Here is a 21,844-nt window from a genome sequence, read left to right as displayed (position 1 = left end):
ACGAATCGTGAAACAATCGGTCCGGATTACCAAGGAAAGGCATGGATACGCTTCAAAACATGCGCGTATTTGTCCGCGTCGTCGAAGCGGGCAGTTTTACGGGTGCCGCGCAGCACCTGAACACGACCACGGCGTACGCGTCACGCGCGGTGTCCGATCTGGAAGCGCATCTGCGCACGCGCCTGTTGAACCGCACGACGCGCCGCATCGCGCTGACCGAGGCGGGCGAACGTTACCTGCAGCGCTGCGAACAGATCCTCGCCTATGTGGATCAGGCCGAAGCCGAGGCGGGCGATGCCCACGCCCGCCCCGCAGGCAAGCTGAAAATTCACGCGATGACGAGTTTCGGCCAGCATTACGTGGTCCCGGCGGTCGGCCGCTATCAGCAGCGCTATCCGGACGTGCACGTCGAACTGACGCTGGCGCAGCGCATCCCTGATCTGCTCGACGAGGGCTTCGACGTCTCGCTGACGCTGGCCACCAGCCTGCCCGATTCGGGACTGGTGTCGCAGCGTCTCGGCAGCGCCTTCAGCATCGCCTGCGCGTCGCCCGCTTATCTGGAACGGCACGGCGTGCCGCAGACGCCCGCCGATCTCGCGCATCACACCTGCCTGCAAATGGTGGCGCCGGTGTTTCCGTCCGACAAATGGACCTTCGACGGCCCGAACGGCGACGAAACGATCACACTCGGGCCGACCCCGTTCCAGGTGAACGTCGCCGAGGCGATGGCGGTGGCGGTGAGTAATGGCATGGGCATCGGCCTGATTCCCATCTATTCGGCGATCAGCGGTTTGCGTAGCGGCGCGTTCGTGTGGTTGCTGCCGCAATACACGTCGCAGGAAATGAATCTGTATGCGCTGTATCCGTCGCGACAGTACCTGGACGCGAAAATCCGCACGTGGGTGGAGTTTCTGCGCGACGAACTGCCCGCCACGCTGGCCGCCGATCAGGCGGAATTGCGCCAGTTCGCGCGCGGCTGAGCCTGGCGGACGGGGTGGCGCGCCGCGCGGTGACAGGCTGTTACACAACCGCCGCGCCGCAACATTTCCTTACTTTCATGCTCAAGTCGATTTGCTAACGTGTGGTTCACGCGCTGCCGCTTCGGCCGCACGCGCTCCATTCACCGCCGCTCGGCAAATCGCAACAACTGGAAGGACGAGGGATTCATGGATACGCATCTGATGATCGGCGTGGCCGTCATGCTTGGACTGATCGGAATCGCCGCATCGCGCGATTTGCTGCGCCGCCTGCGCGAACAGCAGCCGCAACTCGTGCCGATCAAGATCGCGCGCCCCGATGCGCGGGGACAACGGCGCGACCGTTGAACGTCGTTATCGCGTTGGATATTGCGGGCCTGCAGAGGTGTTTTTCTTGAGCGGCGCCTGTGCGCCTTCCGCTTTTAGTCCAGCGCTTCGATCAGGCCCGGCTCGTCGTTGAGCACGCGATCGACGCCGGGACCCACCCGGTGCCAGCGGAACCGCCCGGCCGCGAGGCAGGCGCTGCGCGTCAGATGTTCGAGTTCATCGGCCGGCAATGCGGGGTCCAGCCAGCGGCGCGCCGCCTCGGGCCCGAATACCAGCGGCCGCCGGTCGTGCACGTCGACGAGACCCGCGTCGGCGTTGGCCGTCACGATCACCAGTCCCATGCCTTCGGTTTGCGGTTCCGTGCCGCGCACGCTCGACAATGCCGCCAGATACATCGGCGCGTCGCTCTTCAGGTGGACGTAGTAGGGCTGGCGGACCATGGCGGCAACCTCCGCGGCGGGGCCCGCGCTGTCACTGCTTTCGGGCGCCGTTTCCGCGTGCCATTCGAACCAGCCGTCCGCGGGCACCAGCACGCGTCCGGTTTTCCACAGTTGCTCGAAGTAACGCGCGTTCGGCGCGGTGGCGGCGCGCGCGTTGATCGTCTGCGGCAGATGCTGCTCGCGCGCCCAGTCCGGGCAATAGCCCCAATGGATCGCGCGCAGCGTCTGGTCCGGGTAGATCGTGAGCGGATGCGTGCCCGGCGCGAGGCTATAGCCGGGACGGCGGTCGGCGGCGTCGAATAGCATCAGCGGATCGGCGAGGCCGAGATGCCGGGCGTACAGATGCGGATCGCGGTACTGGCTGATTCGACCACACATGAGCGACCTCCACGGACCAGCGCCTCGCCGGCACGGTGATCTCAACAGCGTAGTGCCGCGAGTGCGGCGGCGCTACACCTCGACGACCTTATCCCATGCGAACTGTGGGTTCTCCCACTGTCCGCTGCGCCGGTCGAAGTAGCCGCGCGGATTGCAGACCACGCGTGTGCCGTTCACGGTGTAATCGAAAGACGTGTGCGTGTGCCCATGAATCCACAACGCGACGGGCGAGCGCACCAGTTCCGGCAAATGATTGACGAAGCCCGCCGACGCGCGGTCTTGCGCGTAATGCTCGGCGAGACTCAGCCGATGCGGCGCGTGATGCGTGACGACGATCGTCTTGCCGGCGAACGGCCTGGCAAGCTCGCTTTCGAGCCAGGCGCGCGCGCGGCGGTGCAGCGCGAGCGAGTCGTCGGGCGTGAAGTCGCGCGGGGAGTCGTGGGGGTCGTGCGGCCAATTCATCTGGATCGGGCCGCGGAAGTCGAGCATCACCCGGCGCGACGCGTCGATCGACCCGGCGAGCGTGTCGGGGTCCGCGCCGTAGAGTTCGAAGTCGGTCCACAAGGTGGTGCCGAGGATGCGCCAGCCGCCCTGGCGGTCGACCAGCGCGGCGTTGTTCAGCACGTGCACGTTGTCGACTTGCGCGGCCGCGTCGTACAGGGCGGCTTCGAGCGCGCCGAATTCGCCGTCGTAGTATTCGTGATTGCCGGGCACGTAGACCACCGGCGCGGCGCCGTCGAAGATCTGGGCGGCCCAGCGCGGACCGGCCGCGTGATTGTGAATGTCGCCCGCCAGCACGATCAGATCCGCCTGCGCATGCGGGATCAGATCGGGCTCGTCGTTCTCCAGATGCAGATCGGACAACACTCGAATCTTCACGGCTACGGCTCCTGCGATTTATAGCGTTCAGACGACGCATTCCGACGCGTTCAGAAACGCGGCGGCTTCAAACCTTAGCGTAGCACCTTGCCGGGGTTCATCAGGTTCAGCGGATCGAGCGCGAGCTTGACGGCGCGCATCAACCGCACCTCGACGTCCTGCTTGTACTGCATCGCTTCGTCGATCTTCAACTGGCCGAGCCCGTGTTCCGCGCTGATGCTGCCGCGATGCCGATGCACGCTGTCGTAGACGATCTGGTTGATCGCGCTCTGGTATTGGTCGAGAAACGCCATCGCGTCGCCGCCTTCGGGCGCCTGCACGTTGTAGTGCAGGTTGCCGTCGCCGAGATGGCCGAACGTCACCATGCGCGCGCCCGGCACCGCCTGGGCGATCGCGGCGTCGGTTTCCTCGATGAAGCGGCCGATGCGCGAGATCGGCACCGCGATGTCGTGCTTGATGTTCAGACCTTCCTCGGCTTGCGCGAGCGGAATGTGTTCGCGCAGATTCCAGAAAGCGCGCGACTGTGCGAGGTTTTCGGCGACCACCGCGTCTTGCACGAGACCTTCTTCGAGCGCCGTTTCCATCAGACGCTCGAACAGCGCGCGGGCGTGTTCCTCGCTTTCGCTGTCCGACAATTCCAGCAGCACGATTTGCGCGTGCGATTCGGCAAACGGATAGCGCATCTGTTCGAAGTGCCCGCCCACCAGCCGCAGACAGAAATCCGACATCAGTTCGAAGCCGGTCAGAAGCGGCCCGGCGACGCGTTGCGTGAGCGCGAGAAAGTCGAGCGCCGCATCGGGCGAAGCCAGCCCGGCGAGCGCCGTGACGCGCGCGGCCGGTTGCGGATGCAGCTTGAGCACCGCCGCCGTGATGATGCCGAGCGTGCCCTCCGCGCCGATGAACAGATCGCGCAAGTCGTAGCCGGTGTTGTCCTTGCGCAGTCCGCGCAGGCCGTCCCACAGTTCGCCTTGCGGCGTGACCACTTCCAGGCCGAGGCATAGCTCGCGCGTGTTGCCGTAGCGCAGCACGGCGGTGCCGCCCGCGTTGGTGGCGAGATTGCCGCCGATCGTGCAACTGCCTTCGGCGGCGAGGCTCAAGGGGAACAGGCGGCCGGCTTCCTCGGCATGTCTTTGCACTTCGGCGAGGACGACGCCGGCTTCGACGGTGATCGTGTTGTTGTGCGGATCGATGTCGCGCACGCGATTCAGACGCCGCAAGCTGATGACCGCCTGCGCGCCGCTTTCATCGGGCGTGGCGCCGCCGGCGAGACCGGTGTTGCCGCCTTGCGGCACCAGCGCGACGCGATGTTCGCCGGCGAGTTTGACGAGCGCCGCGACTTCGGCGGCCGTGGCCGGGCAGAGCACCGCACAGGCCGCGCCGGTGTAGCGGCGGCGCCAGTCGGTGAGGTAGGGCGCGGTGTCGTGCGGATCGGTGAGCACCTGGGTGGGGCCGATGGCGTCGCGGCAGGCGGAGAGGAAAGCGGCTTGAGTCATGTGGGTCGGTCGGTGTGTTCGGACGAAGAAATCAAGGCGTGGCGCGCGGTTTTCGTCAGGTGAGGGTTTTGGCCTGCGTGGCGGATGGTTCCGTGACTTGTTCGGCGGCTGGCTTCGCGGTTACTTCGGCGGGCGGTTCAGCGGCTGGTTCGGCAGCCGCCTGGGCTTTGGTGTGCACCTTGGCGCGTGCTTTGCCGTCGACTTCGCCGCGCACTTTGGCGCCCGCTTCGCCGGCCACTTCGCTGTCCATGTCGCCGCCGACTTCGCCACCCGCTTCGCCGCCTACTTCGCCGCCTACTTCGGCGGCCTGCTGGCCGGCCAGCTTCGCGGCCACCTTGGCCGCGCGCTTGAACGGCGCGACATGGGCGATCGCGCAGACGAAAAAGACGACGGCGAGTACGGCTTCCAGCCAGCCGAGGCGCGCGCTCAAACCGCGCTCGCTCCAGCCGCGGACGACGCCTTCGGCAAAGTACAGCAGGATCAGCATCGACGCCCATTGCAGCGTGTACAGCCGGCGCCGCCACACGCCCGGCAGCGCGAGCAGCAGCGGCACGGCCTTGAGCAGCAGCGCCGAGCCGCCGGGGCGCAGCGGCGCGAGCCACCCTTCCCAGGCGGCGCACAGTACGATCAGCGCGAGCAAGGCGGTGGTAGCGCCGAGCGCGGCGGCGGTTTTTTGCCGCACGGGCAGGGCGGTTGTGGCGCCGCGTGCCCCGGCATTGCCTTGCCGCACGTGCGCGGCGGTTGCGGGCATGGGCGAGGTGTCCGTGGCCGAGGTGCCGACCGTTTCGGCATCGTGGTCGCGATCGGACGGTTTCGCGTTCGGAGCATTGGCTGCGATGCGCATGGGCGGCTCGTTGGCGGTGGGCCGTGCAAGCGGCGCGCTCGCGACCGTTCGCGCATCGACAGCGTCGACGGCCGCGGGCGCATCGGGCGCATCGGGCGTACCGGGTTCACGCCGCTGCGTTCCGGCATCCGGCTCGTTCACGGCCGTTCGCTCATGCAAGCCGCCGTGCGCGCGACGCGTGCGCCGAGCGCGACGGCGAGTGTTTTCTCGTCGGCGGAGATGCCTTGTTCGGCGGTGCCCGCGCGCGCGAAATGCGACGCGCCGTATGGCGTGCCGCCGCTTTGCGTGGTGGTGAGCGCGCTCTCGGTGTACGGAATGCCGACGATCAGCATGCCGTGATGCAGAAGCGGCAGCATCATGGAGAGCAGCGTGGATTCCTGGCCGCCGTGCAAACTGCCGGTGGACGTGAACACGCAGGCCGGCTTGCCGGCGAGCGCACCGGAGAGCCACTGCGGCGTGGTGCCGTCGAGAAAGTATTTGAGCGACGCGGCCATGTTGCCGAAGCGGGTGGGCGAGCCGAGCGCGAGACCCGCGCATTCCTCCAGGTCGCGCAGTTCGACGTAGGGCGGACCTTCGGCGGGAATGTCCGGCTGCGACGCCTCGCAGACGGTGGACACCGCCGGCACCGTGCGCACGCGCGCCTGCATGCCGGGAACGCTGTCCACGCCGTGCGCGATCGCCAGCGCAAGCTCGCGCGTGGCGCCGTGACGGCTGTAATAGAGCACGAGAATGTCTTTCATAAGCCTCATCGGTGAACGGGTATTATAGGGGCTGGGTCCGCTGGAGAGGCCATGCATGGCCGTTCGGCCAGGTCTTCGTCCTCTCCTGAAACACCGGTTCACGAAGCAAGGAGGCAGGTTTGTTGTCCAGGGTGCGTTTCGATCTCGACACGCTCAAACGGCTCGCGCAGTTTGCCGCGAAGCGCAGTGGCGAAGACCGCATACCGCAGGTGGCCGGCAGCCTCACGTTCACCACCATGCTCGCGCTGGTGCCGCTCGCCACGGTGGCGTTCGCGCTGTTCACCGCGTTTCCGCTCTTTGCCTCGTTTCAGGAATCGCTGCAGTTTTTTCTCGCCGACCACCTGATGCCCGCGCAACTGAACAGTCAGATCTTCAAGTATCTGAACCAGTTCGCCGCAAAGGCCAAGGGGCTGACCACGATCGGCATGATCGTGCTGTTCGTCACGGCGGTGATGACCATGATGACCGTCGAATCCGCGTTCAACGTGATCTGGCGTGTGCGCAAGGCGCGGCCGATCGCGCAGCGCATACTCGTCTACTGGGCGATCATCACGCTCGGCCCGATCCTGATCGGCGTGAGCCTGTCGATTTCCTCCTACCTGTTCACGCAATCCATGACCTTCACGGCGGCCCAGCGCATGACGCCGGTCATCGAATGGGCGCTCACGGGCGCGGCGCTGCCGTTGACGGCGCTCGCCTTCACGATTCTCTACGTCTATCTGCCGAACTGCCGCGTGGAATGGCGCGATGCGGTGATCGGCGGCGTGACCGCCGCGATCGCCTTCGAACTCGCCAAGCGCGGCTTCGGCTACTACGTGCGCCGCATTCCCACCTACACGGCCGTGTACGGCGCATTCGCGGCGGTGCCGCTGTTTCTGCTGTGGATGTACCTGTGCTGGTTCATCACCCTGGCGGGCGCGATGATCGCCTCCGCCTTGCCGGCGATTCGCATCGGGCAGTTTCACCGGCCCACGTTCGAGGGCAGCAATCTGTTCGATTCGCTCGAACTGCTTGCGCGGCTCGCCGAGGCGCGCGACGCCGGCGAGCGCGGCTACACCGTGCCCGACCTGTCGCGAATGCTTCGCCGCGATCTGGACACCACGATCAACCTGCTGCAAAAGCTCGAGGAAATCGAATGGATCGCGCAATTGCAGGAAGACGGCGTGCGCCCGCATTTCCTTCTGCTGGCGAATCCGGCGCAGATCACGGTTGAGCGATTGTTCGACCTGTTCATCATCGACCGCGCCGAACTCCAATATCAGCTTGAACTCAACTCCACGCGGGTGGACGGCGCAACGCTTCTGGCCGCGCTGCAAAACGACAAGCTGAAGGTGACGCTCGCGGCCTTGCTGGCCGCACGCGCGGCCTCGCGCGCGGCGCGTGCGCAGGAGAGCGTGCAGGGCGCTTCGTCCATGCCGCATCAGGCGGCGTAGCGGCCCGGCGGGCAATGCGTCGGCGGCATGAAAACTACAGCGAGATCTTGCCGACGCAGATGTCCTTGAACATCACCCAGTCGCCCATCAGGCTATAGAGCGGATGACGGAAGGTGGCCGGCCGGTTCTTCTCGAAGAAGAAATGCCCGACCCAGGCAAAGCCGTATCCGCAGACCACGGCCACCGGCAGCCACAGCCAGTGGCCGGTGGCGAGCGCCATGGCGAGACAGCCGATCACGCCGAGCGAACCCACGAAATGCAGCCGCCGCGAGACCGTGTTGCGATGCTCGCTCAGATAGAACGGATAGAACTCCGCGAAACTCGCGAAGTGATCGGTGTGTGCGGTATGACCCATCACGGCCTCCGAATTTCCATGCTTCCCGATTCCGTGCCCGTCGCTTCGAATGGCTTCGCCGCGTGCCGGAATGCCCGAAAGCGCACGGCAAACAGGACAGGCTCGATCCATTGTGCGGCTATCGGCGCATGCGCGCAACCTGGCCGTTCGGCCGATGGCGCGCATGTTTCGCCGCGGCTATCGTGCTGGCTCCGCTCTCGTTTGCCGGTCGTTATGAGGCGACGCGAGGCGGGCTGCAAGCGAAGCTGAAAAGGGCGTCGAGCGTGGCGTCGGGCTGCTCGGTCATCAGCGCATGGCCGGCTTCGAGCATCACGGTGTCGATCGCCACGCCTCTTTGCGCGAGCGCATCGGCGAGCGCCCTGGCGGCGCGCGGCGGGGTCATCGCATCGCGCCGGCCGACGATCAGGCGCACCGCGCAACGCACTTGGGCGGCGCGGGCGAGGCCGTCCGCGTAGGTATTGCAAGCCGTGAAGTCGGTATGGAACAGGTGCGGTTCGCCGGTTGCCGCGACGCGCTCCATCAGCCGCTGGTTCATGCCGTGCAACCAGAAGCCGGGGCCGGGGCAGGAGGGCTTGGCCGCGAGCGTCGAGTGCGACCAGTCGTTGACCATGGCGATGGCATCGGGCTCGCGATGCAGCGCGGCTTCGAGCAGCGTGTCGGAGACGGCCATCGGCATGGCGGTGGCGAGTAGGGCGAGATGCGTGGCGCGCTCGGGATAGCGGCCCGCGAAGTCGAGCGCGATCAGCGAGCCCATGCTGTGGCCTGCCACGAACGCGCGTTGCACGCCGGCGGCATCGAGCAGCGCGGCCAGCCAGTCAGCCGTCGCCGTCACGGTGGTCAACGCGGGCCCGGCGCTGCGGCAATGTCCCGGCAAGTCCACCGCCAGCACGCCGAAGCCGTGATGCGCGAAGTAGCGCGTTTGCAGCGCCCAGACGCTATGGTCGTGCTCGGCGCCGTGGATGAACACGGCGCTCGGCAGGCTCGCATCGAACGGCTTGCCGCCGGTGTACACGTAAGCCGGTTTGCCTTGGACGGTGAGGATCATGCGGACTCCGGGCGGGGTTTGGCGGCAGGGGCGGACGGGGAGGCATCGGTCCTGGCTTCAATCGCGCCTTGGCCGGATGCGCCGGTTTTGGCATCCCTATGCGCTGGGCCCGATGCGCCTCCTGCGGATGCGCCCGACCCGCTCGCCTTCTGCGCGGCCTTCAGCGCGCGCTTGAGGTCGTCGATCAGATCGTCGGGGTCTTCGAGACCGATCGACAGGCGGATCGTGCCTTCGGCGATCCCCGCCGCGGCGAGCGCGGCGGCATCCATGCGAAAGTGCGTGGTCGATGCGGGGTGGATCACCAGCGAGCGCGCGTCTCCCACGTTCGCGAGGTGCGAGAACAGCGAGAGCGCTTCGATGAACGCGCGTCCGGCGGCGCGGTCGCCGCGCAAGTTGAAGCTGAACACCGCGCCCGCGCCGCGCGGCAGCAGACGCTTGGCGAGCGCATGGTCGGGATGCGTCGGCAGTTCCGGATAGGCGACCGTTTCGACCGCTGCGTGAGCGGCGAGGAATTCGACCACCCGGCGCGTGTTGGCGACGTGCCGTTCCATGCGCAGCGGCAGCGTTTCGATGCCTTGCAGCAGTTGCCAGGCGGCTTGCGGATGCAGGCACGCGCCGAAGTCGCGCAAACCCTCGCGGCGCGCGCGCAGCAGGAACGGCGCGACGGTGCTTTCCTCGCTGAAGACCATGCCGTGAAAGCCCTCGTAGGGCTCGGTGAATTCGGGGAAGCGCCCCGAGGCGTCGAAGTCGAAGGTGCCGCCGTCCACCAGCACGCCGCCGATCGTCGTGCCGTGCCCGCCGAGAAACTTGGTGGCCGAGTGATAAACGAAGTCGGCGCCGTGCTCGAACGGTTTGAGCAGGTAGGGCGTGGTGAAGGTGGAGTCGACCAGCAGCGGCACGCGGTGTTGGTGCGCGATCTGCGCGAGCGCGGCGATGTCGAGCACGTCGAGGCCGGGATTGCCGAGCGTCTCGCCGAACAGCAGGCGCGTGTTCGGGCGCAGCGCGGCGCGCCATGCGTCGAGATCGCCGGGTTTGACGAAGGTCGTCTCGATGCCGAAGCGCCGCAACGTGTAATGCAGCAGATTGTGCGAGCCGCCGTACAGCGCGCTGGAGGCGACGATATGCGAGCCCGCGCCCATCAGCGTGGCGATCGCCAGATGCAGCGCGGCCTGGCCGCTCGCCGTGCCGATCGCGCCCGCGCCGTTCTCCAGTGCGGCGACGCGCTCCTCGAACACGGCCACGGTCGGGTTGGAGATGCGCGAGTAGACATGGCCGGCGCGCTCCATATTGAAGAGCGCCGCGGCGTGGTCCGAATCGCGGAACGAAAAGGAGGTAGTCTGGTAAATGGGTGTGGCGCGCGCGCCGGTGGCGGGGTCGGGAGCGGCGCCGGCGTGCAGCGCAAGCGTATCGAAACGGTTGGCGGACATCCTGGGCGGCGGGGCCACGGACGGCCTCGCGAAAGGTGAAAGTGGCGGCCATCCTATCACCGGCACGAACCGCATCAAGCGCGGTTTTCCCGATGCGCGCGCGAGCGCTCATGCGGGTTCGGGCAGGCGAACGCCCGCCGCGCCTTGGCGGGCGGGCCGCTTTCCTTTTATGGGCCTTTCCGCTAGGATCGAAAGTCATTCATGCATTACGAGCTTAGCGGGTATCACGGGAGACGATCATGCGAGTCAGCGACATTCTTAAAGTCAAGGGCAACACCCTTTTCACGGTTACGCCGGATACCACGCTGCACGACGCAGTCAACACCATGGCCGAGCACGATATCGGCTCGCTCGTCGTGATGGAATACGGCGACCTGGTCGGCATGCTCACCTTCCGTGAAATCATTCTCACGCTGAGCAAGCATGGCGGCAGCGTCGGCACGTCAACGATCCGTAAGGTCATGGACGACCATCCGCTCACCTGCACGCCCGAAACGGACGTCAACGAAGTGCGCCGCATGATGCTCGAGCACCACGTGCGCTATCTGCCCGTCATGGAAGCCCGCACGCTGATGGGCGTGATCTCGTTCTACGACGTCGCGAAGGCGGTGGTCGAAGAACAGGGCTTCGAAAATCGCATGCTCAAGGCATACATCCGCGACTGGCCGGAAGAGCAACAGGAGCAGCAGCCGGCGCGTTGATGCGCGGTGGCTCGCCGCGGCGTTCGGCGTTGCCGTGAGCGCGAAAATGCAGTCAAGGCGCGCGCGAAAGCGCGCGCTTTTTTTGTCTCCGGGCCCGCGTCTCTTCCCTCTCGTTGCTCGTTCAACCCGTTCCCCGACCTTCATGAGCGATCGTCCGATACCTGCCGGCCGTCGTGCCGCGCGCCCGCACGAGGCGCACGAATCGCAGTTCCGGCTACTGCGGCAGCGCCGCTTCGCGCCTTTTTTCTGGACCCAGTTCCTCGGCGCGATGAACGACAACGTCTTCAAGATCGGCTTCACGTCGCTCGTCACGTATCAGGCGGCGCGCTTTTCCGGCGTCGATCCGAAAACGGCGGCGTTTCTGATTTCGGCGATCTTCATCTTGCCGTTCGTGCTGCTGTCCGCCACCTCCGGCCAGATCGCCGACAAGTACGACAAGGCGATGCTCACGCGCTTCGTCAAGAGCTTCGAGATCGTCGTGATGCTGATCGGCGGCGCGGGTTTTCTGCTGCATAACGCACCGTTGCTGTATGCATGCACGTTTCTGATGGGCGTCCATTCGACCGTGTTCGGACCGGTCAAATACTCGTACCTGCCGCAGCATCTGTCGAAGGCGGAACTGGTGGGCGGCAACGGCATGGTCGAGATGGGCACGTTCGTCGCGATCTTGATCGGCACGATCGTCGGCGGCGCCGGCGCGGGGTTCGTCGAACATGGCGCGATCGTGCTGGCTTGCGCCTGTGTCGCGGTTGCGCTGGCGGGGCGCTTCGTGTCGAGCTTCGTGCCGGTCACGGCGGCGCCGCAGCCGGACCTGCGCATCAACTGGAATCCGGTTAGCGAGACGTGGCGCAACCTGAAGCTGGCGCGCGAAAACCGCACCGTGTTTCTGAGCCTGCTCGGCATATCGTGGCTGTGGTTCGTCGGCGCGACTTTTCTGTCGTCGTTTTTCAGCTTTGCGAAAAACGTGCTGTCCGCCGACCCGGACGTGGTGACGGTGCTGCTCGGCACGTTCTCGATCGGCATCGGCATCGGTTCGCTGTTGTGCGAAAAGCTCTCGAAGCGGCGCATCGAAATCGGCCTGGTGCCGCTCGGCTCGATCGGCATGAGCGTGTTCGCAATCGACCTGTTTTTCGCGAGCCGCGCGCTGCCGCCCGCGGGACATCTGCTCGCCGTCGGCGAATTTCTCGTGCGGCCCGCCCATTGGCGCGTGCTGGCCGACCTGTTCCTGCTCGCCATGTTCGGCGGGTTCTACAGCGTGCCGCTCTACGCGCTGATCCAGAGCCGCAGCCAGCCGAGCTACCGCGCGCGCATCATCGCCGCGAACAATATTCTGAATTCGTTGTTCATGATCGTCTCGGCGCTGATGGCGATGGCGTTGACCGCGGCGGGCTTCGGCATTCCGGCGATTTTTCTGGTTACGGCGTTGCTGAACATCGTCGTCGCGACCTACATCTATTCGCTGGTGCCCGAGTTTCTGCTGCGCTTCATCGCATGGGTGCTCGTGCATACGTTTTACCGGATGCGTCTCGTGCATGCCGAGCGCATTCCCGAGGAAGGCGCCGCGGTGCTGGTGTGCAACCACGTGAGCTTTGTCGACGCGATCGTGATCATGGCGGAGAGCCCGCGGCCGATCCGTTTCGTGATGGACCATCAGATCTTCAGGTCGCCGTTCGCCGGCTGGGTGTTCCGTCATGCGAAGGCGATTCCTATCGCGCCGGCGCATCAGGACGCCCAGCTGCTCACGCAAGCTTATGAGCGATGCGCGCAGGCGCTCGCCGAGGGCGAACTGGTCTGTATTTTCCCGGAAGGCAAGCTCACGAGAACCGGTGAAATGAATCCGTTTCGCCACGGCGTGACCGAAATCATCCGGCGCACGCCCGCGCCGGTGATACCGATGGCGCTGCGCGGCCTGTGGGGCAGCGTGTTTTCGCGCGCCGACGATGCGCGCTGGCCGCGGCCGATACAGAAGGGCGTGATGAGCCGGCTGACCCTGGCGGTGGGCGAGCCGATCGATCCGGCGCTCGCGACGCCGGAGATGCTGCAGCGGATCGTCACCGAATTGCGTGGGGCGCGCAAGTAAGGCCGCGCCGGCGTCGCGGCGGCTCGCGGCTTGTCCTCAAGTCATAAGCACGCGGGCGGCCCGCCCTCGCGCCATGCGGGCTGGCATAATAACGCTTCCCCCGCATTTCTTTTGGACGACGCCCATGTCCGGCAACACGCTCGGTACGCTTTTCACTGTCACGACCTTCGGCGAATCGCACGGTCCCGCTATCGGCTGCGTGATCGACGGCTGCCCGCCGGGCATGGCGCTCAACGAAGCCGACATCCAGCTCGAACTCGACCGCCGCAAACCCGGCACGTCGCGCCACGTCACGCAGCGTCAGGAAGAAGACAAGGTCGAGATCCTGTCCGGCGTGTTCGAAGGTGAGACCACCGGCGCACCGATCGCGCTGCTGATCCGCAACACGGACCAGCGCAGCAAGGACTACGGCAACATCGCCGAGACGTTCCGCCCAGGTCATGCGGACTACACCTACTGGCAGAAATACGGCATTCGCGACTATCGCGGCGGCGGCCGTTCGTCGGCGCGTCTGACGGCGCCCACGGTGGCGGCGGGCGCGGTCGCGAAGAAGTGGCTGCGCGAGAAGTTCGGCGTCGAGATTCGCGGCTACATGGCCGCGCTCGGCGAGATCGACGTGCCTTTCGTCGACTGGGCGCAAGTGCGTGAAAATCCGTTCTTCGCGCCGAACGCCGAGATCGTGCCGCAATTGGAAGCGTACATGGACGCGCTGCGCAAGGAGGGCGACTCGATCGGCGCGCGCATCAACGTGGTGGCTTCCGGCGTGCCGGTCGGCCTTGGCGAGCCGCTGTTCGACCGTCTCGACGCGGACATCGCGCACGCGATGATGGGCATCAACGCCGTCAAGGGCGTCGAGATCGGCGCGGGCTTCGCCAGCGTCGCGCAACGCGGTTCGGTGCATGGCGACGAACTGACGCCGGAGGGCTTCGTCGGCAATCACGCGGGCGGCGTGCTCGGCGGCATTTCCACCGGGCAGGACATCACGGTGTCGATCGCGATCAAGCCCACGTCGAGCATTCGCACGCCGCGCCGTTCGATCGACAAGGCGGGGCAGCCGGCCATCGTCGAAACGTTCGGGCGGCATGATCCGTGTGTCGGCATTCGCGCCACGCCGATCGCTGAATCGATGCTCGCGCTCGTGCTGGTCGACCACGCGCTGCGCCACCGCGCACAGTGCGGCGATGTCGCGGTCAGCACGCCGAAGATCGCGGCGAGTGCGCCGTAACGGGCGTTTCCCGCGCGCCTTCGTTTTCATGCCACGCGGCGTGGCGCCTTTCCGATGAACGACCTGAATACCCTGCCCCCCAGTAGACCACTGGCGGACTTGCGCGCGCGTGCTGCCGCGCCCAATGCGGGCGCCGCCGAGTGGCTCGCGTTGGGCCAGATGCTGCTGCAGCACGCAGGCAGTGACAAAGCGGGCCAACGCGAGGCGCTTGCCGCGCTGGTGCGCGCCTATCGACTCGATCCTTCCCACGAAGCCACGCTCCTTCACACGATTGCGCAGACGGCGTTCGTCGTGCGCGATTGGGCGCTGGTCGAGTCCGCCACCGGACTGCTGCTCTCGCAAAACGTCGAAAACGCCGACGCGCTGATCTGGCGCGCCGCGGCCATCCAGCAGCGCGACGACTTCGCCACGGCCGAGCGGCTGCTGCGCGAAGCGGTGCGCGTCGTACCCGGCAACCCGGTGGCGCTACACAAGCTCGCGCTGTGCGTGAAGGAGCAGGCGCGTTTTGCCGAAGCCGAGGCGTTGCTCAGGCACGTGCTGGTGCTCGCGCCGAACAACGCGCATGCGCTGTTCGACCTCTCGGAACTCGAACTTCGTTCCGGGCGTTTCGCCGAGGGCTGGGCGCATTACGAAGCACGCGTCGCGTTCGCCGACGATCTCAACAACGCGCAGCATGCGCTCGCGGCAATCAGCGCGCATTGGCGGGGCGAATCGCTGGCCGGCAAGACGCTGGTTGTCTATGGCGAACAAGGCAATGGCGACTGCCTTTGGGCGGTGCGCTTTCTGCCGCTTTTGGCGCAGCGGGCGCGACGCGAAGGCGGCCGGGTCATCTTCGGTCACGACGGGCCGTTGCGGCATTTGTTCGAGCGGATATTGCCCGCCGATTTACCGCTCGAAACGAGCCTCGAAACACGGCCCGATTTCCACTGCGGGCTGATGAGCCTGCCGCTGCGGCTCGGCGTTTTCGAGGCTGCCGGATGGGGCGCGCCGTACCTGAGCGCCGAGCCGTCGCTCGTTCAGGCATGGCGCAAGCGGATCGACGCCCATGTCGACGCGCGCGTCGCCGGTAACAAGCGCAATCGCACGGTCGGGCTGGTGTGGAACGGCAATCCCGAGCATATCCGCGACATGCGGCGCTCGGTGCCCGCCGGGCAATTCGAAGCGCTATTGAATGTGCCGGGCGTGAGCTATTTCGCGTTGTCGCCGGGACGCGGCGAGACGGTCGCGCAGTGGCGAGCCAAGGGGCTGGAAGTCGTCGACCTGACGCATCATTTTCGATCCGGATTCGACGATGTAGCGGCGTTGCTGGCGAATCTGGATCTGGTGGTCACGATCGACAGCGGGCCCGCGCATCTGGCCGGTGCGCTCGGCGTGCCGACCTGCCTGATGATCGACCACGTATCCGCATGGTTCTGGGGCGATGCCTCGCCGGTCACGGCCTGGTACGATTCCATCGCGTTGTTTCGACAGCCGCGGGTCGGTGACTGGGTGCCGGTGATCGCGCAAGTCAGGGGGCGGATTGATGGGTTGGGGCGCGGCTGACGGGCAAGCCGCGCCTTGCGTGACTTCTTCACTTCAATATCTCGCGCTCGGTTTTTAGCGCGATCGCCTGTGCCTCGCGCGCACGGCTACTTTCGCGGTCAGCCATGCTCCGCGCGCCATCCATTCGGCGTTCCGCCGCCTCGGGTTGCGCGGTTTTGCGAACTTCGCAAACAGATCGCCCCGCGCAACAACCCGTTGGCTCTCTCCGCCTGGAATACATCCGGGCCGCCGAGCTACCACGCGCTGCGGGGCCGAAACGCCAAGCCTCATTCCACCCAAACCCGATAAACATATCGCCGATCAATATTTAACAAGCGCATTCAGCGCTGCTACCTTAACTCCCCTGAGCAAACAGCAAATGCGTCGAACAAGAACCGCCGCCGCCCAGCCGAGCCTATCCACGCCGGGCGCACACCCATCCATTCCGGGAGACCCCCATCGTGTCCATCGAATTCATCGGCATGATCCAGACCCGCAAGGTGTCTGAAACGCACGCGCCGCAAGGTCCGGCGATCGACATCGAGTACATTGGGCAATTCGCCCGTGCTCACGAAGCCGCGGGTTTCAACCGTATCCTCGTGCCGCATCATTCCACGAGCCCCGACGCGCTCCTGACCGTCGCGCACGCGGCCAGCGTCACGAGCAAGGTGCATTTCATGCTCGCGCATCGCCCCGGCTTCGTCGCGCCGACGCTCGCCGCGCGTCAGCTCGCAACGCTCGACCATTACTCGGGCGGCCGCCTCGCCGTGCACATCATCTCCGGTGGCGACGACGCCGAACAACGCCGCGACGGCGACTTCCTCTCGCACGACGAACGCTATGCCCGCACCGACGAATACCTGCACATCCTGCGCCGTGTCTGGACCGAAGCCGAACCGTTCGACCACGACGGCCAGTACTACCGCTTCGAACAGGCTTTCTCCGAAGTAAAGCCGGTGCAGCAGCCGCACATCCCCGTGTACTTCGGCGGCGCGTCGGCGCCCGCGCTCGCAATCGCCGGCCGTCACGCGGATGTCTACGCGCTGTGGGGCGAATCGAAAGCGCAAGTGCGCGAGCAAGTCGCCCGCGTGCGCGCCGAAGCCGCCAAACACGGCCGCAGCGTGCGCTTCTCCGTGTCGTTCCGGCCGATTCTCGCCGCCACCGAAGCCGCCGCGTGGGAGCGCGCGGACCATATTCTCGAAGAGACCCGACGGCTGCGCGCGGCGCAAGGACTCGGGGTCGGCGGGCCGGCGCAGAGCGAGGGCGCGCGCCGGCTGCTCGCGGCATCCGGTGAATCGGACCGCGTCGACGAGCGCCTCTGGACCGGCATTGCGAAGGAAATCGGCGGCCGCTCGAATTCGACGGCGCTGGTCGGCACGCCGGACCAGGTCGCCGAGACGCTCGCCGAGTATTACGCGCTCGGCGTCTCGACCTTCCTCGTGCGCGGCTTCGATCCGCTCGAAGACGCGATCGACTACGGCCGCGAACTGATTCCGGCGACCCGCGAGCGGATCGCGCGCGTCGAGCGCGTGGCGGCGTGAACGGAGGCGCGATGACCGATCTCTCACTAGCCCCGCGACGCACCCGTGATTCGTCCACGCTCGAACGACACGCGCCGCGGCGCAAGTTCTGGTTCGACGACGTCCCGCCGCGCGAAAGCATCGCGGACGAACGCCGCTACCGGCAGGAACGGCTTGCGGTCGCGTTTCGTCTGTTCGCGCGCCACGGCTTCGATCAGGGGCTCGCCGGGCATATCACCGCGCGCGATCCCGAGTGGCCCGATCACTTCTGGGTCAATCCGTTCGGCAAGCATTTCAGCCGCATTCGCGTGTCCGATCTGCTGCTGGTGAATGCGCAAGGGGACATCGTGGTCGGCGAGGGTCCGGTGAATCAGGCGGCCTTCGCGATTCACGCGGCGATTCACGAAGCGCGTCCCGACGTGATCGCGGCGGCGCACACGCATTCGCTGTACGGCAAGGCGTGGTCGACGCTCGGCCGCACGCTCGATCCGCTCACCCAGGACTCGTGCGCGTTCTATCAGGACCACGCGTTGTTCGACGACTTCCGCGGCGTCGTGCTCGATACCGACGAAGGCGCGCGCATCGCGGCGGCGCTCGGCCAACGCCGCGCGGTGATCCTGAAGAATCACGGCATTCTCACGGCGGGCCCGAGCGTCGAGGCCGCGGCCTGGTGGTACATCGCGCTCGACAATGCCTGCCACGCGCAACTGCTTGCCGAAGCCGCCGGCACGCCGCAGCCGATTGCGCACGACGTCGCCACGCTCACGCACGAGCAGGTAGGCCGCGCGGGCGGCGCGCTATTCGCATTCCAGAGCCTGCTGGAAGGGTTGGTCGAAGCCGAGCCCGACGTCCTCACCTGAACCTTCCCCCACGATGACCCAATCTACCGATTCGCCGGCGTCGCTCCGGCGCCGCCGGCTCGTGGCCGCGTTGCCGGCCGCCCCGTGGCTCACCGCCAGCACGGGCCTGATCTCCGACGCGGCCTCCGCCGCAAACGCCACCACAAACGCCGCGCCAAACGCCGAGCCAAACGACAAAACCGATCCCCACCTCGACCTGAGCCAGGTCCGCTTGCGCGTCGCGACCTACAAAGGCGGCGACGCCACGCTGCTGAAAACCGCGGGCCTCGCCGACACGCCGTACACGATCGACTGGTCCGAGTTCCAGTCCGGCAACGCGATGATCGAGGCGATGAACGGCGGCTCGCTCGACATCGCCTCGGGCAGCGAGATTCCACCGATTTTCGCGCGGCTGCAAAACGCGCAGATCCGCGTGATCGCGGTCTACAAGGACGACGTCAACAACCAGGTCGTGCTGGTGCCGAAAGGCTCGGCGATCCGTTCGATCGCCGATCTCAAGGGCAAGCGCGTCGGCTATCTGCGCGCGACCACCACGCATTACTACCTGCTGCGCATGCTCGAGGAAGCGGGGCTGTCGTTCAACGATATCCAGGCGGCCTCGCTCGCGCCGCGCGACGGCTTCGCGGCCTTCAACGCCGGTTCGCTCGACGCCTGGGCGATCTACGGCTACAACGTGCCGCTCGCGATCTCGCAAGCGGGCGCGCGCGTGCTGAAAAACGCCAACGGCTACCTGTCCGGCAACTACCTGTATTACGGGCATCCGGCGGCGCTTGCCGATCCGCCGCGGCGGGCGGCGTCCGCGGATCTGCTGGTGCGGCTGCAGCGTGCGTGCCAGTGGTTCGCCCGGCATCAGGACGCGTATGCCAAAGTCCTGTCCGCCGAATTGCGCGTGCCGGAAGCGGCGATCCTCTCGTTGTACCGCAACCAGAGCCAGGCGCGCCGCGTCACCGGCGTCACGGCGGCGGACATCGCGAGCGAACAGCAGGTGGCCGACACGTTCGCGCGCGCCGCCGTGATCGAGCGGCATGTCGATGTTGCACCGATGTGGACCGACACTTTCAATGCGGCGCTCGCTCGCGGTGCGTGAATAGTTCGCCGCGCCTTATCTTCTGACCTATTCTTTCTAACCACCGATGACCCGAATTTCGAGGCCCGACCGCTTGCGCGCGTTCGTCGGCCGGATTGCGTCGCTCGTCGACGAAGCGGCGCCCGAAGCGCATCTGCTCGAAGCCGGCGGCGCCGCGCTGCGTGAACTGATCGCACACGACGACTGGCTGCCCGACGCGTTCGCGCAACCCGATCCCGAGCGCTATCGGCAGTACCTGTTGCACGCGGATGCGCGGCAGCGTTTTTCGGTCGTCAGTTTCGTGTGGGGGCCGGGGCAGTCGACGCCGGTCCACGATCACACCGTATGGGGTTTGATCGGCGTGCTGCGTGGCGCGGAAATTGCGCAGGCATACCGCATCGCCGCGGACGGCGCGCTGGTGGAAACGGGGGCGGCGAAACGCCTCGCGGCCGGCACGGTGGACGCGGTGTCGCCGCGCCTCGGCGATATCCATCGCGTGAGCAACGCTTTTGGTGACCGTACGTCGATCAGCATTCACGTGTACGGTGGAAACATCGGCGCGGTGACGCGCTCGGTGTATCCCGCCGGCGGTGGCCGCAAGGCGTTTGTCTCCGGCTACTCGAACGACGTGCTGCCGAATATCTGGAATGTTTCGAAGGAGTCCGTGATCCCATGAGTTTCGTTAAAGAGTTCCGTACCCGGTCATTCGAAGACGTGCGCCGCGCACTGTTCGAACGCGAGGAAATCGCGCTCGTCGACGTGCGCGAGGAAGATCCGCACGCACGCGGTCATCCGCTGTTTGCCGCCAATCTGCCGCTGTCGCGCCTCGAACTGGACGCGCCCGTGCGCTTGCCGCGCCTCGCCGTGCCGATCGTCGTGCTGGACGACGGCGAGGGCCTCGCCGAGCGCGCCGCGCGCCGTCTGGATGAGTTGGGTTATACCGATGTCACGCTGCTCGAAGGCGGTTTGCGAGGCTGGCGCGCCGCCGGCGGCGAGTTGTTCAAGGACGTCAACGCGCCGAGCAAGGCCTTCGGCGAACTGGTGGAAAGCAAGCGTCACACGCCGTCGCTGACCGCGCCCGAGGTTCAGGCGCTGCTCGATCGCGAAGCCGACGTGGTGGTGCTGGACGCGCGCCGCTTTGACGAGTACCAGACCATGAACATTCCCGGCAGCATCAGCGTGCCGGGCGCCGAACTGGCGTTGCGCGCGCGGCAGCTCGCGCCGGACCCGGCCACGCGGATCATCGTCAATTGCGCGGGGCGCACGCGCAGCATCATCGGCGCGCAGACGCTGATCAACGCGGGCGTGCCGAATCCGGTCGCGGCGCTGCGCAACGGCACGATCGGCTGGACCCTTGCCGGTCAGCCGCTCGCGCATGGCAGCTTGCGCCGCTTCGATCCGGTGCTCGACGACACGCTTCGGCTGGCCGCCGCCGACGCCGCGCGCGAGGTGGCCGAGCGCGCGCGAGTGGGCCGCACGTCGCGTGACGAAGCGCGCCGCTGGGCCGACGAGGCGGTGCGCACCGTCTATCGCTTCGACGTGCGCACGCCGGAAGAGTACGAAGCGGGCCACGTGCCCGGCTTTCGCAGTGTGCCGGGCGGCCAGTTGGTGCAGGAAACCGACATGGTCGCGCCGGTGCGCGGCGCGCGCGTGATTCTCGCGGACAGCGACGGCGTGCGCGCGAACATGACCGCGTCGTGGCTCGCGCAGATGAACATCGAGGTGTACGTGGTGGACGGTTTGACCGCCGCGGACTTCAGCGAAAAAGGCGCGGCGCCGCCCGCGGCTCGCCATGCGCCCACGCCGCCCGCCGTCGACGAAATCACGCCGGCCGAACTGGTCACGCTGCTGCAATCGCCCGGCACCGTCGTGCTGGATTTCACGACCAGCGCGAACTATGTGAAGCGGCACATTCCCGGCGCGTGGTTCGTGATTCGCAGCCAGCTCGAGACGGCCCTGCACGACAAGCTGCCCGACGCGCGACGTTATGTGGTGACCTGCGGCAGCAGCCTGCTCGCGCGTTTCGCGGCGCCCGAACTGGCGGCGTCGACCGGCAAACCGGTGCAGGTGCTGAGCGGCGGCACGAGCGCGTGGATCGAGGCGGGCTTGCCGGTCGAGAGCGGTGAGACGCGGCTGGCGTCGCCGCGTATCGACCGTTACCGGCGTCCTTACGAGGGAACCGATAACGCGCGCGAAGCGATGAACGCCTATCTGGAGTGGGAGTATGGCCTCGTCGAGCAACTCGGCCGCGACGGCACGCATGGTTTTCATGTGGTCTGATTTGGCGCGTGTTGGTGTTCGTTCGCGCATGCTCGCGCGAGCCGGGCGGGTGAAGCGAGCGATGCGGGGCAGGGCGCGGGAAAGCGGCGAAGCGGGCACGCACGGTGCGCGGTTCAAGCCGCGCGCCCGCGCTGCGCCGCGTGCGCGAAATCGCTTCACGTAGAGCCTCGCCGTTCGATAAAAATCCGCGTATTTGCTTAGAAGAATAAGGCGTTTGTCTTATGCGGACGCGTCCCTTATCGTCAATGACCCA

General features: G+C 66.5%; 19 protein-coding genes and 1 pseudogene. 12 read left to right on the top strand and 8 right to left on the bottom strand.

Translation table 11 applies throughout. The features are described 5' to 3' along the window. The first annotated feature begins 41 nt into the window (after positions 1–41). Positions 42–980, top strand: coding sequence for a LysR family transcriptional regulator (locus ACTJLC_RS06905; protein WP_073430081.1), 939 nt, complete (start codon positions 42–44; stop codon positions 978–980). Between the two features lie 186 nt (positions 981–1,166). Continuing rightward, positions 1,167–1,325: a hypothetical protein gene (locus ACTJLC_RS06900; RefSeq protein WP_167363289.1), complete on the top strand. Its 159-nt coding sequence runs from the start codon at positions 1,167–1,169 to the stop codon at positions 1,323–1,325. Positions 1,326–1,399: 74 nt separating this feature from the next. Here ACTJLC_RS06900 and ACTJLC_RS06895 read toward each other — a convergent pair whose 3' ends face one another. The 5 genes and pseudogenes from ACTJLC_RS06895 to wrbA form a co-directional block, all read right to left on the bottom strand. Continuing rightward, the gene (locus ACTJLC_RS06895) at positions 1,400–2,122 is read right to left on the bottom strand and encodes an SOS response-associated peptidase (protein ID WP_073430079.1); all 723 of its coding nucleotides are present in this window, start codon (positions 2,120–2,122) and stop codon (positions 1,400–1,402) included. Between the two features lie 72 nt (positions 2,123–2,194). Beyond that, positions 2,195–3,001, bottom strand: coding sequence for a metallophosphoesterase (locus ACTJLC_RS06890; protein WP_073430078.1), 807 nt, complete (start codon positions 2,999–3,001; stop codon positions 2,195–2,197). 74 nt (positions 3,002–3,075) lie between these two features. Beyond that, positions 3,076–4,494, bottom strand: a complete 1,419-nt coding sequence (locus ACTJLC_RS06885; protein WP_440843351.1) for an FAD-binding oxidoreductase — start codon at positions 4,492–4,494, stop codon at positions 3,076–3,078. 307 nt (positions 4,495–4,801) lie between these two features. Beyond that, positions 4,802–5,245 (bottom strand): annotated as a pseudogene (locus tag ACTJLC_RS06880) (DUF2069 domain-containing protein); the annotation flags it as partial. Positions 5,246–5,475: 230 nt separating this feature from the next. Beyond that, a complete protein-coding gene (gene wrbA / locus ACTJLC_RS06875) occupies positions 5,476–6,078 on the bottom strand; it encodes an NAD(P)H:quinone oxidoreductase (protein WP_073430076.1) in 603 nt (200 codons plus the stop codon). A 119-nt stretch (positions 6,079–6,197) separates the two neighbouring features. On the opposite strand from wrbA, the gene ACTJLC_RS06870 reads away from it, so the two are divergent. Beyond that, positions 6,198–7,511 carry a YihY family inner membrane protein gene (locus tag ACTJLC_RS06870; protein ID WP_193615253.1) on the top strand — a complete coding sequence of 438 codons (1,314 nt, stop codon included), beginning with the start codon at positions 6,198–6,200 and terminating at the stop codon, positions 7,509–7,511. A gap of 34 nt (positions 7,512–7,545) precedes the next feature. On the opposite strand, the gene ACTJLC_RS06865 is transcribed toward ACTJLC_RS06870, so the two are convergent. The 3 genes from ACTJLC_RS06865 to ACTJLC_RS06855 form a co-directional block, all read right to left on the bottom strand. Continuing rightward, positions 7,546–7,866 (bottom strand): Mpo1-like protein, encoded by a 321-nt coding sequence (locus ACTJLC_RS06865; RefSeq protein WP_083084023.1) that lies wholly within the window; start codon positions 7,864–7,866, stop codon positions 7,546–7,548. Positions 7,867–8,077: 211 nt separating this feature from the next. Continuing rightward, complete coding sequence (locus ACTJLC_RS06860) at positions 8,078–8,911, bottom strand: alpha/beta fold hydrolase (protein WP_440843348.1); 834 nt, start codon at positions 8,909–8,911, stop codon at positions 8,078–8,080. After that, entirely contained in the window at positions 8,908–10,338 is a 1,431-nt protein-coding gene (locus tag ACTJLC_RS06855) for an O-acetylhomoserine aminocarboxypropyltransferase (protein WP_440843346.1), read from the bottom strand. The genes ACTJLC_RS06860 and ACTJLC_RS06855 overlap by 4 nt, the downstream gene beginning before the upstream one ends. A 239-nt stretch (positions 10,339–10,577) precedes the next feature. Here ACTJLC_RS06855 and ACTJLC_RS06850 point away from each other — a divergent pair, with 239 nt between their 5' ends. The 9 genes from ACTJLC_RS06850 (at position 10,578) to ACTJLC_RS06810 (ending at position 21,591) form a co-directional block, all read left to right on the top strand. Then, a complete protein-coding gene (locus tag ACTJLC_RS06850; protein WP_073430072.1) occupies positions 10,578–11,039 on the top strand; it encodes a CBS domain-containing protein in 462 nt (153 codons plus the stop codon). A gap of 142 nt (positions 11,040–11,181) precedes the next feature. Then, on the top strand, positions 11,182–13,119 hold the full coding sequence (locus ACTJLC_RS06845) for an MFS transporter (RefSeq protein ID WP_440843344.1): 1,938 nt from the start codon (positions 11,182–11,184) through the stop codon (positions 13,117–13,119). Between the two features lie 124 nt (positions 13,120–13,243). Further along, a complete protein-coding gene (aroC, locus tag ACTJLC_RS06840; protein ID WP_440843342.1) occupies positions 13,244–14,344 on the top strand; it encodes a chorismate synthase in 1,101 nt (366 codons plus the stop codon). Positions 14,345–14,398: 54 nt separating this feature from the next. Beyond that, positions 14,399–15,886 (top strand): glycosyltransferase family 9 protein, encoded by a 1,488-nt coding sequence (locus ACTJLC_RS06835; protein WP_440843340.1) that lies wholly within the window; start codon positions 14,399–14,401, stop codon positions 15,884–15,886. Positions 15,887–16,326: 440 nt separating this feature from the next. Next, entirely contained in the window at positions 16,327–17,406 is a 1,080-nt protein-coding gene (locus ACTJLC_RS06830) for an LLM class flavin-dependent oxidoreductase (protein ID WP_310122939.1), read from the top strand. 11 nt (positions 17,407–17,417) lie between these two features. Beyond that, positions 17,418–18,245, top strand: a complete 828-nt coding sequence (locus ACTJLC_RS06825) for a class II aldolase/adducin family protein (RefSeq protein WP_073430067.1) — start codon at positions 17,418–17,420, stop codon at positions 18,243–18,245. Positions 18,246–18,258: 13 nt separating this feature from the next. Next, complete coding sequence (locus tag ACTJLC_RS06820; RefSeq protein WP_440843337.1) at positions 18,259–19,332, top strand: ABC transporter substrate-binding protein; 1,074 nt, start codon at positions 18,259–18,261, stop codon at positions 19,330–19,332. A 46-nt stretch (positions 19,333–19,378) separates the two neighbouring features. Further along, positions 19,379–19,987: a cysteine dioxygenase gene (locus tag ACTJLC_RS06815; protein WP_440843335.1), complete on the top strand. Its 609-nt coding sequence runs from the start codon at positions 19,379–19,381 to the stop codon at positions 19,985–19,987. Further along, entirely contained in the window at positions 19,984–21,591 is a 1,608-nt protein-coding gene (locus tag ACTJLC_RS06810; protein ID WP_440843333.1) for a rhodanese-related sulfurtransferase, read from the top strand. Before ACTJLC_RS06815 ends, ACTJLC_RS06810 begins: the two co-directional genes overlap by 4 nt. Positions 21,592–21,844: the final 253 nt, after the last annotated feature.

Origin of the sequence: Paraburkholderia sp. 22099, from assembly GCF_052045835.1 — a bacterium.
Classification (GTDB): Bacteria; Pseudomonadota; Gammaproteobacteria; order Burkholderiales; family Burkholderiaceae; genus Paraburkholderia; species Paraburkholderia terricola.
Note: the sequence above shows the minus strand (reverse complement) of the source record. Positions and strands in the feature narration are given on the sequence as shown.

Bases quoted from the DNA above. Each gene is read 5' to 3' on its own strand.
- ACTJLC_RS06835 (WP_440843340.1), top strand. From the start codon at position 14,399: ATGAACGACCTGAATACCCTGCCCCCCAGTAGACCACTGGCGGACTTG.
- ACTJLC_RS06905 (WP_073430081.1), top strand. From the start codon at position 42: ATGGATACGCTTCAAAACATGCGCGTATTTGTCCGCGTCGTCGAAGCG.
- ACTJLC_RS06885 (WP_440843351.1), bottom strand. From the start codon at position 4,494: ATGACTCAAGCCGCTTTCCTCTCCGCCTGCCGCGACGCCATCGGCCCC.
- wrbA (WP_073430076.1), bottom strand. From the start codon at position 6,078: ATGAAAGACATTCTCGTGCTCTATTACAGCCGTCACGGCGCCACGCGC.
- ACTJLC_RS06860 (WP_440843348.1), bottom strand. From the start codon at position 8,911: ATGATCCTCACCGTCCAAGGCAAACCGGCTTACGTGTACACCGGCGGC.
- ACTJLC_RS06855 (WP_440843346.1), bottom strand. From the start codon at position 10,338: ATGTCCGCCAACCGTTTCGATACGCTTGCGCTGCACGCCGGCGCCGCT.
- ACTJLC_RS06810 (WP_440843333.1), top strand. From the start codon at position 19,984: ATGAGTTTCGTTAAAGAGTTCCGTACCCGGTCATTCGAAGACGTGCGC.
- ACTJLC_RS06900 (WP_167363289.1), top strand. From the start codon at position 1,167: ATGGATACGCATCTGATGATCGGCGTGGCCGTCATGCTTGGACTGATC.
- ACTJLC_RS06895 (WP_073430079.1), bottom strand. From the start codon at position 2,122: ATGTGTGGTCGAATCAGCCAGTACCGCGATCCGCATCTGTACGCCCGG.
- ACTJLC_RS06825 (WP_073430067.1), top strand. From the start codon at position 17,418: ATGACCGATCTCTCACTAGCCCCGCGACGCACCCGTGATTCGTCCACG.
- ACTJLC_RS06845 (WP_440843344.1), top strand. From the start codon at position 11,182: ATGAGCGATCGTCCGATACCTGCCGGCCGTCGTGCCGCGCGCCCGCAC.
- ACTJLC_RS06820 (WP_440843337.1), top strand. From the start codon at position 18,259: ATGACCCAATCTACCGATTCGCCGGCGTCGCTCCGGCGCCGCCGGCTC.
- ACTJLC_RS06815 (WP_440843335.1), top strand. From the start codon at position 19,379: ATGACCCGAATTTCGAGGCCCGACCGCTTGCGCGCGTTCGTCGGCCGG.
- ACTJLC_RS06865 (WP_083084023.1), bottom strand. From the start codon at position 7,866: ATGGGTCATACCGCACACACCGATCACTTCGCGAGTTTCGCGGAGTTC.
- ACTJLC_RS06850 (WP_073430072.1), top strand. From the start codon at position 10,578: ATGCGAGTCAGCGACATTCTTAAAGTCAAGGGCAACACCCTTTTCACG.
- aroC (WP_440843342.1), top strand. From the start codon at position 13,244: ATGTCCGGCAACACGCTCGGTACGCTTTTCACTGTCACGACCTTCGGC.